This is a genomic window from Propionivibrio dicarboxylicus, from assembly GCF_900099695.1.
Lineage (GTDB): Bacteria > Pseudomonadota > Gammaproteobacteria > Burkholderiales > Rhodocyclaceae > Propionivibrio > Propionivibrio dicarboxylicus.
The window spans coordinates 91,746-105,869 of record NZ_FNCY01000012.1; the positions used below are offsets into that span (position 1 = coordinate 91,746).

The window sequence follows — 14,124 nt, forward strand, 5'->3', positions numbered from 1 at the left end:
ACTTCCGGTAAGTTAGCGCCTATTATATAAAAATACTATATAAAATAAAGAGGTATGCGATTTTATTTACTCAATTTCTTAGATAGTCGCGCAATTGCAACAGCAAAACTTGCGCCAAAAAACAAGCGGGGCGCCGAAGCGCCCCGCTTAATTCTTTGAATTTCCTGAAGTTATGCAGAAAGTTCAAGTGATCTCGTATGTTTGACGCCTAAGCTCGTGTCAATGTGAGCATTTAAGTCAGCAAGCAACTCTTTCATATCGAGGATCAACACGATCTGCCCGTTCGAGAGCGTCGTGACCCCAGCCACGCCACGCGGACGGAAGTCATCGAGCGACTTGATCACCGCATCGTCCCGACCGGCAAAGCTATCGACCGAGAGAATGAAGCTCCGCTCCGAAGTCTGCATCAACACTCCGTATTCCGGTGTCTGCAGTTGCGGCCAACCAAGCAGGCGCGACAGCGCCACGACCGGCAACACCTCGCCGCGCACCACGAGCGTTTCCTTGCCGCCAACCTCCTGCATCTTGGTCTTGTCGATCGGCAGGATCTCGCGCACCATCGACAGCGGCAAGGCAAACGGCTGATCACCCAAAAGCACGAGCAGAACCGGCAGAATCGCCAGGGTAAGCGGGAGCGAGATGATAAATACCGATCCCTTACCGGGTTCCGAACGGATATCGACCGATCCGTTCAGTTTCTGGATATTGGTCTTGACCACATCCATGCCGACCCCACGACCGGACACCGCCGACGCTTCCATCTTCGTCGAGAAGCCGGGCAGGAAGATCAGGTTGAGACTTTGCCGATCATCGAGTGTATTGGCTTCTTCTTCACGGATCAGGCCTTTCTCGATGGCCTTCATACGAATGCGTTCCGGACTCATGCCGCGTCCGTCATCGGCGATGATCAGCACGATGTGGTCGCCTTCCTGACGCGCTTCGAGACGAACGATGCTCTTGGCCGGCTTGCCGGCGGCCACGCGATCCTCGGGAGATTCGACGCCGTGATCAACGGCATTGCGGACCAGATGGACCAAAGGATCGGCAAGATCCTCGATCATCGTCTTATCGACTTCCGTTTCCTCGCCAATCAGCGCCAGTTCGACATCCTTGCCCAATTGACGCGCCAAATCACGCGCAATTCGCGGATACTTCTGGAAGAGCCGACCAATCGGCTGCATCCGGGTCTTCATCACCGAATTCTGCAGATCGGACACCAGCAGGTCGAGCTGACTGACCGCCTGATCGAGTGCGTGCAGAGTGTCCGAATCGTTGCGTCCGGCCAGGATGTCGGCACGCAGGCTGGTCAGACGGTTCTTCGTCAATCCGATTTCGCCCGACAGGTTCAGAACCTGATCAAGCCGTGCCGTATCAACACGAATCGTCGACTCGCGCGCGGCAAATTTCTCTTCCGACCGCCGTCCGGCTGCTGAAGTTGCGGCAACCGCGCCCGGCTTGTCGGTGGAACGACGCCCTTCCGGCGGAAAATGCTGTCCCGCCGACGCCACGACCGGCGTTACCACCGCCTGAGGCGCAACCGGCGCCGAAACGGGGGGAGGCGCCACAGGCGCACCACTGATCGCGCTATGAAGAGTCTCCCAATCCGGCTCGTCGTCGGACTGCACGGTTGCCGTCTCCGGCAATTCGACAACCGGTGGCGGCATTACTGGAGCCGCTGCAGGCGCAGTCGGTGCCACGGCGACCGCCGGTGCGGCAGCATGAACATCACCCTCAAGCGCTGCTCGAAGCGCGGCGGAAACATGCGCCTGCGCCGAGCGCGGCTGCGTTGCCTGCGCCAGTTCGCCGAACATGCTGCGCACTTCCTGTGTCGCGGCCATGATCGTATCCATCAAGTCCGGCGACAGATTCATCTCACCGTTGCGCAATTTGTCGAACAGGTTTTCAGTCAAATGGCACAGCGCCACCAATTCGGTTGCGTTCAGGAAACCTGCACCGCCTTTGATCGTGTGAAAGCCGCGGAAAATATCGTTCAGCAACCGGCGATCGTCTGGTGCGCGCTCCAAATCGACGAGTTTATTATCGACATCGGACAGCAAGTCGTTTGCCTCTTGCAGGAAATCCTGCAGCAGGTCTTCCATCCCGGAAAAATCACTCATGCTGAACCTCCTAGAAACCCAAGCTGTCGAGCAAGTCATCGACTTGCTGCTGACTGGCGACGACATCCGCACGTCCTGCGGCATCAATGACAGGACCATTGAGCAGCGAATTCACCGAATCGGTTCGCCGATCCCCGGGCATAACCTCGATCAACACCCCCATCAACTGTGATTCGAGATCCTGCGCAACCGATACCACCTTCTTGATGACCTGCCCGGTCAGATCCTGGAAATCCTGAGCCATCATGATTTCCATCAACTGCTCTTTCGTTGCGGCTGTGCGTTGCGGTACCGCGCTCTTCAAGAATGCCCGCGTTTCTGCCGCCAACAGCTTGAACTCATCGACATTCATCTGATTGGCATACAAACGGTCCCATTTCGCAGCCAACAGCGACGCGCCGTTTTCGAGTTCTTCCTGCAGAGGATTGGCCACATCCGTCGCGTTGAGCACCTTGCACGCAGCCTGTTCGGTCAGGTTTGCGATATAGGACAGGCGGTCTTTGGCATCGGGTAGTGCTGCCACGGTGTTTTTCAACAAGTCGTCGAAACCAAGATTGCCGAGCGTATCGTGAAGCAGGCGGGCCATCTGGCCGACCTGCTGAAACACTTTGCCCTGCGCTGGCCACGGTATCGCCGCCTCGGCAGAAGCCGCTTCAGGCGCCGCCGGTGCGGGAGATGCAAGCTCGGCACTTGGCGGCGTCAACATCCTCTCCGCCACCGAATCGAAAAGCGCCTGCAACTCGTCGGAATCTTCTGTCGTCGCTTCGCTCTCGCGCGCCTGTTGCATTAAAGAAGAGCGCGCGGCAGCGGCCGTGGGAGCCGCCGCTGGAGCCGGAGGCGTGGGAGCAGCAGCCGCCGCCGGCGCAGGCGTCTTCGCCACTCCGCTGGCTATGCTGTCAAAGAGGGCTTCAAGCTCGCTCGAATCCCCTGAGGTATTCGCGTCACTCATCTTTAAATACCCATTTTCTCGAAGATTTTTTGCAGTTTTTCAGCCAGTGTGGCTGCGGTGAACGGCTTGACGATATAGCCGTTGGCGCCCGCCTGCGCAGCAGCGATGATGTTCTCTTTCTTGGCCTCCGCCGTGATCATCAGCACCGGCAGATGCGACAGCGTCGGCGTCGAGCGAATCGCTTGCAACAACTGCAGACCATCCATATTCGGCATATTCCAGTCCGTCACGACGAACTCGAACCCGCCCGACTGGAGCTTCTGGAATGCAATCGCACCATCCTCCGCTTCGTCGACATTGGTAAAACCGAGTTCCTTGAGCAGGTTTCGCACAATGCGACGCATGGTCGAAAAATCGTCGACAACCAGAATTCTCAACTTGGGATCAGCCATTATTTGTTACTCCTGAAACGCTTCTTTTATCTTTCAAGTAAGGGACGCAAGGTATCGGCAAGCACTTCCGCGTCAAACTTGGCCACATAGGCATCGACGCCCACCGCCTGCCCCATGGCGCGGTTCGCCTCTGAAGACAGTGACGAGTGCATGACAACGGGAATCCCGTCAAAACGGGAATCGGCCTTGATGTTCTTCGTCAACACGTAGCCGTCCATTTCCGGCATCTCGGCATCGACAAGGATGAGTCGCACGGCGTCGCGCAGTAAAGCGCCCGTCTGTTGCGCGTGCGCAGCCAGTCCCTGCAAACGCCCCCAGGCCTCCAGGCCGTTGGTGGCATGTTTGTGCTTGACGCCCAGTTTGTCGAACACCTCGGAAATCTTCCGCCGCGCGACGATCGAATCATCGACGAAGAACACGCCTGTATCTTCCGAGACCTGCGCCTTCGGCACATCGACGATCAGCGCCTCCCCGAAGGCATTGGCCAGAATCTGCTCCACATCGAGCAGGGACACCAGCGTCCCGTTTTCCAACTCGGTAATCGCCGTGATCAAGCCCTGATTGGACGACAGCACGCTTTCCGGCGCACGGACCTTCTCCCAATCAACGCGAATGATGCGGTCGACCTCGTGCACCAGAAAACCGAGCGTGCGCTTGGAGTATTCGGCCACCATCATGGTCTGTCCGCGCTCCGTCGGCTTGTCCTTGATGTCGAGGAAGCTGACCAGCGAGAGCACGGGAATCACGTTGCCGCGCAAGGACACCAAACCCTCGACGCCACGCGGCATGTTCGGGGTCTTGGTGATATGCGGCGTACGCCCCACTTCCCGCACCTTGAATACGTTGATTCCGAAAGTCTCCCGCGTCCCGAGCGAGAACAGGAGAATTTCCATTTTGTTCGAACCGGCCAGGCGCGTTCTGGCATCAACAGTATCCAGCAGGTTCTTGTTTCTTTCCGCGATATCCATCGTCATGGCGTCACTCCAGCAATAACGGCCGCAGACTCAAGCATTGGCCTGAGCCACCGGAAGCTCTCCAAGCAAACGCCGGCTCAGCGTTTCTGAAAGCTTGTGGGGTTCGAACTTGGCCACATACTCGTCGACACCGACCGATTTGCCCAATTGCTGATTGGACATCCCGGACAGGGAAGAGTGCATGATCACCGGAATACCCGCGAAGCGCGAATCCGACTTGATCTTCTTGGTCAGGATATAGCCGTCCATTTCCGGCATTTCGACGTCGGTCAGGACCAGGCTGACGAAATTGCTGACTTCCTGCCCGGCCGCTTGCGCGTAATTAGCGACTTTCTCGAGTTCCGACCAGGCATGACGTCCGTTGATCGACTCGATGTATTTGACGTTCATCGCTTCGAGCGTACGGATAATCTGACGTCTCGCCACGACGGAATCGTCGGCAAACAGCACCGTCGCCTGCGTGTTGTTCAGCGGTTGGATATTCCGGTAGATGGACTCTTCATCGTAGTTGGTCGTCTCGGACAAGACCTTTTCGACGTCCATCATCATGACCAGGCGACCGTCGGGAAGTTCGGTCACCGCCGTCACCAGCCCGCCCATTTCCGCCGTCAGCATCTCCGGCGGCACCTTCATCTGACTCCAGTCGAGGCGCAGAATGGTATCGACGGCTTCAACCAAAAAGCCCTGAGTATGCCCGGCATACTCGGTGACGATCATGATCGAACGCGGCGTATCGGTGGAGACACCGGCATATTTCGCCAGATCGACCACCGGCACCAGCGCACCGCGCAAACTGACCATGCCTTCCACCGATGCCGGCATCTCCGGCGCCGACGTAATCGGCGGCGTCCGCATCACTTCACGCACCTTAAACACGTTGATGCCGAAGGTTTCGCGGCGCCCCGTTCTTTCGTTCAGGCCAAGCGAGAAAAGAAGAATCTCAAGCTTGTTGGTGCCGGCGAGCTTGGTCCGCGCATCAATGCTTTTCAAAAGCTCTGACATACTGTGACTCCCTCTAGGGAAAATTACCTTACTATTCTTTCGTACATCTTAATCCATCGGATTTCATTTAACCAACGCAGCCACGCCGCAAACCCTTGTCTTTGCGTGCATCAGCCTGCGTTGACGACGCCGGCGCACATTACTTGAGCACGACTCGCTGCGGCGTCTCGCCAGGACGCCCGACCAGCGCCATGACACGCTTGGGCAATTCGGACACGCTGGCCACGTCCTCGACGGCGCCGATCAGCGCGGCTTCCCTCGGCATGCCGTAGACGACACAACTCGCCTCGTCCTGACCGAAGGTCCTTGCCCCCGCCTGACGCATGCGCAGCAAACCGCAGGCGCCATCTTTTCCCATACCGGTCAGGATGACACCGATCGCATTGCGCCCAACCACTTCCGCCGCCGAATCGAAGAGCACATCGACCGAGGGACGATGACGATTCACCGGCGGCGTCGACAACAGTTCCGTCATATACCCGCCGCCTTGGCGCCGCACGCGCAGATGGGAGTGGCCGGGTGCGATATAGACCGTCCCGGTTTCGAGGACCTCACCACCGTGCGACTCGACGACGCGCGGCTTGCTCAGGCTGTTCAAGCGGGCAGCAAAAGGGCCGGTGAATGTCTCCGGCATGTGCTGGACGACCAAAATCGGCGGACAGTCGGCCGGAATCCCTTGCAGAAAGTTCTTGACGGCCTCGGTCCCGCCAGTCGACGCACCGACGAAGATGATCTTCGCCCCGTTGACCACCGGACGGCATGACGTTTGCACAACCGGGCTCGGATTCATGTCACCGCTTCTTTGGAGCAAGGTCGTAGACCGTCTTTCCAAGCGAACGGAAAAGATCCGCTGCATGCAGGAAGCTCTCCGAATGCCCGGCGAATAGCAGTCCGTTTTCGGCCATCAGCGGGGCAAAGCGCGTGAGAATTTTGTGCTGCGTCGGTTTGTCGAAATAAATCATCACGTTGCGACAAAAAAGCGCATCGAGAGGGCCGCGCACGAACCAATTGGGCTCGAGCAGATTGAGGCGTTGAAAAGTGATCATGCGCCGCAGTTCGGGTTTCACCACGTAGCCGCCACCTGCGGTCAGCGCTTCGCGCGTGAAAAAACGATTCAGCCGTTCGGGTGAAATCTTATCCACACGATCCGCCGGATATACGCCCTTGGCGGCCGTCGCCAAAACGCTGGTATCGAGGTCGGTCGCGACGATCGTCACCGGCACATTGAAGCCGCCGAGCGCTTCGACCACAGTCATCGCGATGCTATACGGCTCCTCGCCGGTCGATGCTGCGGAACACCAGATCTTGATCGACTGCTTGCCCTGAATTTTCCGGAGGTGATCGGCCAGGATCGGGAAGTGGTGGGGTTCGCGAAAGAAAGAGGTCAGGTTTGTCGTCAGCGAATTGACGAATTTTTCCCATTCCAATCGATCACCACGCTCAAGTAGCGCCAGATATTCGGTGAAAGTCCGCTTGCCGGTTTCACGAAGACGGCGGGCGAGTCGGCTATAGACCATATCCTGCTTGGTCGCCGCAAGCGAAATCCCGGCGTGATCGTAGATCATCTTGCGCACACGCTCGAAATCAGCCGCGGTGAACACAAATTCCCGATCACCCATCCCGGTCGACGAAAAGCCCAGTCCGGACCTCAGTTCAGCCACTTTTTACCCCCGATTGACATTACAGCAAGGCGCTCCGTTGACTGACAAATTCGGTCCGCGCTGGTTCAATTGCGTCCTTCGGCCGGCTTGACCGCGTTTTCTGCGCCTTGCTCGCCGTCGATCTCGATGTTGGCACTACCGTCCTCCTGGAGCATCGCTTCTTCCGTCCTCTTGTTCAGGACGACAATGCTGATCCGACGATTCGACGGATCGAGGGGGTCGTTCTTGTTGAACAACACGGTCGACGACAAACCGACAACGCGCAAGACTTTGTTCTCATCCATGCCACCGGCGATCATCTCGCGCCGCGACGCGTTGGCCCGGTTCGTCGAGAGCTCCCAGTTCGAAAAGCCTTTCTCGCCGCTGCTGTATTGGGCTGCATCGGTATGTCCGGAAAAGCTGACTTTGTTCGGTACTGCGTTCAGCGCCTTGCCGATCTCACGCAATATGACTCGAGAATAGGGCTTGAGTTCGGCGCTGCTGAGATCGAACATCGGCCGGTTTTTCTCGTCGATGATCTGGATGCGCAAGCCTTCCGGCGTCACATCGATGAGAAGCTGATTCTTGAATTGCCGTAGCGTCGAGTTGCTGTCGATCAGCTTTTCGATGCTCTGCTTGAGTTCATTGAGCGCGGCTTTCTCGCGCATCTCGAACTCCTTGCGCAACTTTTCGCGGACATCCTTGCCCGCGTCGCGCTTGGCCGGCATGTCTCCGCCCTTGACCTGCCCCGAGGTGGCGGTGATGTCCTTGCCGCCCCCCTTGAGAATGCTGGTCGCATCGCCGGCGCCAGTGCCGCCGGACATGCTCACTCGCATCGGGTTCTGGAAATACTCGGCAATCCCCTTGAGGTCGCCATTCGCCGTCGATCCAAGCAGCCACATGAGCAGAAAGAATGCCATCATCGCCGTGACGAAGTCGGCATAGGCAAGCTTCCAGGCGCCGCCATGATGCCCGGCGGCGGACTTCTTGATGCGCTTGATGACAATAGGGCGTACGTCTTCGCTCATTCGTTTCTATTCCTGGACGGGTCCGCCGTTTATTTGCCCTTGCGCGCCTTGAGCTCGTTCTCAAGCTCGCTGAAGGTCGGCCGGTCGCCCGAGAAGAGGACCTTGCGCCCAAACTCGACCGCCACCTGTGGCGCATAGCCGGACATCGACGCCAGCAACACGACCTTGATCACCTGGAAAATCTTCGAGCCTTCGTGCGCCTTTTGTTCGAGCTGGGTCGAAATCGGCGCGATAAAGCCGTATGAAACGAGAATACCGAGGAAGGTACCGACGAGCGCGCCGCCAATCATCTTGCCGAGGACCGGCGGCGGTTCGCCGACCGAACCCATGACGTTGACCACGCCCATCACGGCAACGACGATACCGAATGCCGGCAAGGCATCGGCCACTTTTGACATGACGTGCCCAGGGACTTCGACTTCGTGGTGATGAGTCTCGATTTCGATGTCCATCAGGTTTTCGATTTCCATCGCGTTGAGGTTGCCGCCGACCATCATGCGTAGATAGTCGGTGATGAATTCCATGACGTGATGATCGTGCGATATCCCCGGGAATTTGCTGAAAATCGGACTCTCGTGCGGATTCTCGACGTCGTTCTCGATCGACATCAGGCCTTCCTTGCGCACCTTCGAGAGCACTTCGAAGAGCATCGCCAGGAGATCGACATACAGGGCCTTGTTGTATTTCGACCCCTTGAACAGACTTGGCAGAGCGCCAACCGTCGATTTGATGACCTTGATGTCGTTGCCGGCCAGGAATCCGCCCAGCGCCAACCCGACGATGGCCACATACTCCAGCGGCATCCACAGGGCAGCAAGACTGCCGTGAACCGCGTAGGTGCCAATCGACGACCCAAGAATAATGATGTACCCGACAATCAGAAACATTCAGCCCTCTAGCTTTCTCATGCGATGGCACGACCATCGCCTGCTCCGCGCACTGTCATATTGTAACGATATGACCCGTGGGAGGAAACCGCAAAACACGCCCACCGCCGCTATTCCACAGTCCCGAACAACAAAGGCAGCACAAGACGAAAATCCCGCCCGGACATCCCGCGCGGAAGGTCGGCCAGAGCCACTGCACGCGCCATCATCCTGACCGCGTCCCGATCGAGGGCTGGCTGGCCGCTCGACCGATGCACGACGACCTCTGCCGCTACCCGACTACCGCGCAGCGTCACCGAGACATCGACACGTCCCTGCCGGTGCTCATCGCCTTCCGCGGCAATGGCGGAAAGCCCCTGCCGGGCAGCGAGCGCCAGATTGAAGCGGTACGCGCGCATGTCGTCAGCATCGATCCCGTCGGCCCTGTCGGCAGACAGCGTATTGGACACCATCGTTTCCGGCGCCGCATGAACGGTCGCCACCAAGCGCCGCGATTCGCCGCGGCGCGTCGCCGCGGACCGGATCAAAGGCACCGGCGACTCTGCCTCGTGCCGCCGCGGCGCCGCACCACCGCCATTCCTTGCATGCCCGTCCGTCACCGTCCTTGCGGCCGTCTGCAAACGAGCATCGAACCGCCCCGAGACTTCGTCAACCGGCACGCGCCCCAGCCAAAACAGCGAGTCCCGTGGCATTCCGATCAATAGCACCAAGTGGGCCACAAGCGAAAGCAGGAGCGCGCCGACAAGCGCGCGGGGCAAGCGCTGGAACATTGAATTCCCCGGTAGACCCTGGAAAAAAGCGGCTTTGCTCCTAGAGAAAAACCCTTGGGGCAGGCAAAATACAGGCTTTATTGTATGTGGCGCGGCTTCACGCCGCCAGCCACCCCGTCCCATGACCCTGCACCAAACCGAATACGACGATAACGTCCACGACAACGAGTCGCTGGTGGCACAGCGCGCCGCCGCCGCCAGTCGCAGCACCTGGGTCAGCGTCGTCGTCAATCTGGCCCTGACCCTCCTGCAAATCGCGACCGGCATCCTGGCCAAGTCGCAAGGCCTGATCGCCGACGGCATCCATTCGCTGTCCGACCTCGTCGCCGACTTCGTCGTGCTGGTCGCCAACCATCACAGTCAGAAGGACGCCGACGCCGATCACCCCTACGGCCACCAGCGTTTCGAAACGGGCGCGTCGCTGGCGCTCGGCGCACTCTTGCTGGCCGTCGGCCTTGGCATGCTGTGGTCCGCCTTCACCAAGCTCGAAGCGCCGGCCAGCATTCCGACCGTGCATCTGTCAGCGCTCTGGGTGGCACTGGGCGCCCTCATCGCGAAGGAGACGCTGTTCCGCTACATGCTTGCCGTCGCCAAGCGCGTCAAATCGAGCATGCTCGTCGCCAATGCCTGGCACGCCCGTTCGGATGCCGCCTCGTCGCTGGTCGTCGCCATCGGCATCGTCGGCAACCTCGCCGGATTCCCGATTTTCGACCCGATCGCCGCGCTGATCGTCGGTTTCATGGTCAGCCGCATGGGCTGGTCCTTCGGCTGGGACGCGCTGCACGACCTCATGGACCGCGCGGTCGACGACGAGGAAGTCGCCGCGATTCGCGCCACGCTGCTCGAGACACCCGGCGTCGAGAACGTACATGACCTTCGCACCCGCAAGATGGGCGACATGATCGTCGTCGATGTCCACCTCGAAGTCGACGCCGCGCAGACCGTCGAAGCCGGCCACAACATCGCCGTCGCCGCCCGCAACCGCGTCATGCAGCGACACCGGGTAATCAATCTCCTGACGCACATCGACCCGGCGCAGCGCCCCGACCTCGATCACCAGCCGCCCCCCTGAGCCCAATGCGACCGACCCCCACAGCCCCCTTGCGCGGCCCCCTGCTACGCGGCGCCCGACGTCCGCGGGTCGTCCTCGTCGGCCGCTTCGGCGCTGGCAAGAGCACCATCTTCGAGGCGGCTTCCAGCCCGGTCGTCCGCCACGAACATCTCGCCGGCCTGGGCGGCGCCTATCAGGAATGTATCGTCGATGTCGGACTCGACCAGATCTCACTCGTCGATCTGCCGTCGATCGATTCGCTGCACCGTCTGAGCCCGCAGGATCAGGTCGTCCTCATGTATCTGCTCTGGGGCGACCAATGGCCCGAGGTGGCGCCACGCGACGCAGTCGAGGCCGACAGTGACTTCCCTGCACCGGACGTCCTGGTTCAGGTCGTCGACGCCACCGCCCTCGAACAGGACCTTGAGCTCGCCCTTGAGCTCAGCATGCTCGGACGGCCGATGGTCATCGCCCTCAACCGGATCGACGAAGCGCGCCGCAAAGGCCGCTACATCAACGTCCAGACCCTGAGCGCACGCCTCGGCGTGCCGGTCATCCCGACCAACGCGGCGATGGGCAAGGGCGTCGCCAAGCTCTTCGAAACGATCGTCGCCGTCGCCCGGGAAAAATCCTGCCCGCTGCCGCAGCCGCCGACGCGGCACATCGCCGAAAGCCTGCACGCCTTGCAGGCGGTCATCGCCACCCCGGAAATCGAGAATATCTTCCGCGTCCCGCGCGCCCTGCTGCTCTCGCAACTCGCGGAAAACGACGACTACTTCCTCAGCGCCATCGGCACCCATTTCCCGCCGCTGCTCGACAAGATCACTACCGCGCGCGCTGCCGCCGAAGCCATGCTGCCGCGACCGCTCCCGGAGGAAGTGCACGCCGACCGCCACCACCGCGCCGCGCTCCTGCACGAAGCGGTCAGCAGCGCCCGCGGCGCCGACCTCGGCGACAACTGGCGACACGGCCTCGACAAAGTTTTCCTGCACCGGCGCTGGGGGCTCGTCGGCAGCCTGCTGGTCTTCGCCGCTGTGCTGTTCATCGTCCTCCAGATCAGCGCGCTGATCGACGCTTTCACCTCGGCGCGCCTGGCCGAATGGGTGCAACAATGGCAACCGGACACCACGCCGGGTGTCATCGGCCGCGCCGTTGCCGACGGCCTCGTCGGTCTCGTCGGCATCGTCGCTCCCTACATGCTGCCGCTCGTTCTGCTGCTGGTGCTGCTCGAGGAGTCGGGCGTCATGCACCGGGTCGCGTTCGTCGTCGACCGCGGCTTTCACCGCATCGGACTGCACGGCGGCGTCGCCGTCCCGTTCCTCATGGGCCTCGGCTGCAACGTCCCCGCCATTTCCGCCGCCACCGCCACCGGCTCCTGGCGCGAGCGCGTCGTCGCCGCCATCCTGATCACCTTCGTCCCTTGCTCGGCGCGTTCGGCGATCCTGCTCGCCATCGGCGGAAAATACCTGGGCGGGGCCGGCGTCCTCGCCATTTTCGTGCTGACGCTGTTCGCCATCGCCGTGCTCGGCAAACTGCTCTCCTGGCGCCTGGCCGACAGCGCCCCCGGCGTGGTCCAGTCCATCCCGCCCTATTCGCTGCCGCGTTGGTCCTGTGTCTGGCGCAAGACCTGGTCGCGCACCGAGGACATCGTCACCATCGTCACGCCCCTGCTGGTCGTCGGCAGCGTCGTCCTCGCCCTGCTCAGCCACTTCGGCGCCGACCGCATCATCGACATCCTGCTGACGCCGGTCACCGTCTGGTGGCTCGGCCTGCCCGAAGCGCTCGGTGTACCGATCCTGTTTGGCGTGCTGCGCAAGGAACTCTCGATGCTGATGATCCAGCAGGCACTCGGCACCGCCGATATCGCCGCCGTCCTCGATCCGACGCAGATCTTCACCTTCCTGGTATTTCTGACGTTCTACGTCCCCTGCCTGTCGACGTTCGCCGTCACTTACCGGGCACTCGGACGCAAGGAAGCCTGGTTCTCGGCGACCGTGTCGCTCGCCAGCGCGCTCGTGCTTTCGGGATTGGCCCGTCTCATTCTGGAGATCTCCCAACGCATGGTTTAGCGCCAATTTCGGCGGAGATAGTGGGCCGCGCCGGCAGCCCTCCGGGGTGTCGATACGGGTGGCGTCTGCGGCGTTGCTTGGCTTGCATCCATCCGCCCCTATCGACAACGCGGCTCGCGAGCTCTACTGAAACAGGCTCTTAACCCCGTGGACAATCCACGGCAAAAGGTGACAATAGCGTCACCATGGATCATCTGATCAAAGATTCCGCGACGCTGGAACTCTACGCTTGGCTCGACCCCGAAGCCGAACTGCCGGGCTGGGATGTGCTGACCGGCAATCCGTTCGGCACGTCGCTACCGGAAGACCAGTTCACGACGGTCCAGAATTACTTCGCCGAATACCATCTCGAGTACTACCGGCAGCGGCTCTTCAACGATTTTCCAAGCCGTTTGCATGCGCTGCTGCTCTTCGCCACCAAGGTCGACGCCGAGAATTTCCGGGCCAAGCATCCCGGCCGCGTCTATGGCAAGTACCTCGTCTGCGCGCGCAGCCGCGGCCCTTATACGGTGTCGTTCCACGATTCGAGCTGGCTCGACTACCTGCGACTGCCGCACAGCCTCGGCCTGTCGACCCTCGACGAAGTCTCGAACTACTACTGGAAGGGCGCGCTCGTCGAAGAAGTCGGCCTGCGCTTCATGGACGAGCCGTGGCGGGAAGCGCCCGTCATCGAAGCGCTGTTTCAGGGCAAGCTCGACCCGATCAGTCTGCAGCCGCAGACGCCCATGCTGCCCGGATTTTTCTGAACAAGACCTGCCCGCAAGCGTGCCTCAGGGCTGGCGCGTCTCGGCCGATTCGGGAAATGGGCTGCTCGGAAAACCGGGAATGATCGGCGCGTCGCCCGTAGCCGGCGCAGTGGCATCCGGCGCTGCCGATGCCCCCCGGGGCGCTCCGGCAGCCGTACTTGTTGCGCTTGCCGGGTTGGCTGCCAGCGCCTGACCGGCGCCGCGCACCTTCTCGGCGGGAATGACACTCAAGGGCCGCAGACGGACCTCGCGCGAGCCGGCACGCGGCTTATCTGAAAACAACGGGCTGCTCTCGCCCGGTGTGACGTAAACGCCTTGCGCCCAGGCGGGCAGCCCGCCCAGCCCGACCAGCACGATCAATGCTCGCCCCACGCCCATCCCGTTCACCGGCACCCTCCGCTCCGCGTCCGACCGACAGCGACCAACGGCCATTCTAGCCCCGATCGCCCCGGCGCGGGACACACCGCCGGCAACCGGGAAGGGGCTCACCATCAATCTT

14 protein-coding genes are annotated in these 14,124 nt (G+C 60.7%); 3 read left to right on the top strand and 11 right to left on the bottom strand.

Annotated features, from left to right (window positions below; translation table 11 throughout):
- Positions 1–170: 170 nt before the first annotated feature.
- The 10 genes from BLR25_RS14035 to BLR25_RS14080 form a co-directional block, all read right to left on the bottom strand.
- Positions 171–2,117, bottom strand: a complete 1,947-nt coding sequence (locus BLR25_RS14035) for a chemotaxis protein CheA (protein ID WP_176785901.1) — start codon at positions 2,115–2,117, stop codon at positions 171–173.
- A gap of 10 nt (positions 2,118–2,127) precedes the next feature.
- Positions 2,128–3,066: a protein phosphatase CheZ gene (cheZ, locus tag BLR25_RS14040; RefSeq protein ID WP_091938520.1), complete on the bottom strand. Its 939-nt coding sequence runs from the start codon at positions 3,064–3,066 to the stop codon at positions 2,128–2,130.
- A gap of 2 nt (positions 3,067–3,068) precedes the next feature.
- Entirely contained in the window at positions 3,069–3,458 is a 390-nt protein-coding gene (cheY, locus tag BLR25_RS14045) for a chemotaxis response regulator CheY (RefSeq protein WP_091938521.1), read from the bottom strand.
- A 26-nt stretch (positions 3,459–3,484) separates the two neighbouring features.
- Positions 3,485–4,426 (bottom strand): chemotaxis protein, encoded by a 942-nt coding sequence (locus tag BLR25_RS14050; protein WP_091938555.1) that lies wholly within the window; start codon positions 4,424–4,426, stop codon positions 3,485–3,487.
- Between the two features lie 36 nt (positions 4,427–4,462).
- Positions 4,463–5,434 (bottom strand): chemotaxis protein, encoded by a 972-nt coding sequence (locus BLR25_RS14055; RefSeq protein WP_091938522.1) that lies wholly within the window; start codon positions 5,432–5,434, stop codon positions 4,463–4,465.
- A 139-nt stretch (positions 5,435–5,573) separates the two neighbouring features.
- Positions 5,574–6,224, bottom strand: coding sequence for a chemotaxis protein CheB (locus BLR25_RS14060; protein ID WP_245715567.1), 651 nt, complete (start codon positions 6,222–6,224; stop codon positions 5,574–5,576).
- A gap of 1 nt (position 6,225) precedes the next feature.
- Positions 6,226–7,053 (bottom strand): CheR family methyltransferase, encoded by an 828-nt coding sequence (locus BLR25_RS14065; RefSeq protein ID WP_091938524.1) that lies wholly within the window; start codon positions 7,051–7,053, stop codon positions 6,226–6,228.
- A 107-nt stretch (positions 7,054–7,160) separates the two neighbouring features.
- Positions 7,161–8,102 (bottom strand): flagellar motor protein MotB, encoded by a 942-nt coding sequence (gene motB, locus BLR25_RS14070; RefSeq protein ID WP_091938525.1) that lies wholly within the window; start codon positions 8,100–8,102, stop codon positions 7,161–7,163.
- Between the two features lie 29 nt (positions 8,103–8,131).
- Positions 8,132–8,989 carry a flagellar motor stator protein MotA gene (gene motA / locus BLR25_RS14075; RefSeq protein ID WP_091938526.1) on the bottom strand — a complete coding sequence of 286 codons (858 nt, stop codon included), beginning with the start codon at positions 8,987–8,989 and terminating at the stop codon, positions 8,132–8,134.
- 110 nt (positions 8,990–9,099) lie between these two features.
- Complete coding sequence (locus tag BLR25_RS14080) at positions 9,100–9,759, bottom strand: TonB family protein (protein ID WP_091938527.1); 660 nt, start codon at positions 9,757–9,759, stop codon at positions 9,100–9,102.
- A gap of 121 nt (positions 9,760–9,880) precedes the next feature.
- On the opposite strand from BLR25_RS14080, the gene BLR25_RS14085 reads away from it, so the two are divergent.
- From BLR25_RS14085 to BLR25_RS14095, 3 genes are all read left to right on the top strand, one after another.
- The gene (locus tag BLR25_RS14085; protein ID WP_091938528.1) at positions 9,881–10,831 is read left to right on the top strand and encodes a cation diffusion facilitator family transporter; all 951 of its coding nucleotides are present in this window, start codon (positions 9,881–9,883) and stop codon (positions 10,829–10,831) included.
- A gap of 5 nt (positions 10,832–10,836) precedes the next feature.
- Positions 10,837–12,879: a ferrous iron transporter B gene (locus BLR25_RS14090; protein ID WP_091938529.1), complete on the top strand. Its 2,043-nt coding sequence runs from the start codon at positions 10,837–10,839 to the stop codon at positions 12,877–12,879.
- Between the two features lie 185 nt (positions 12,880–13,064).
- A complete protein-coding gene (locus BLR25_RS14095; RefSeq protein WP_091938530.1) occupies positions 13,065–13,625 on the top strand; it encodes a hypothetical protein in 561 nt (186 codons plus the stop codon).
- A 24-nt stretch (positions 13,626–13,649) separates the two neighbouring features.
- Here the strand turns inward: BLR25_RS14095 and BLR25_RS14100 are convergent, their stop codons facing one another.
- Entirely contained in the window at positions 13,650–13,997 is a 348-nt protein-coding gene (locus tag BLR25_RS14100; RefSeq protein ID WP_143009868.1) for a hypothetical protein, read from the bottom strand.
- Between the last annotated feature and the right edge of the window lie 127 nt (positions 13,998–14,124).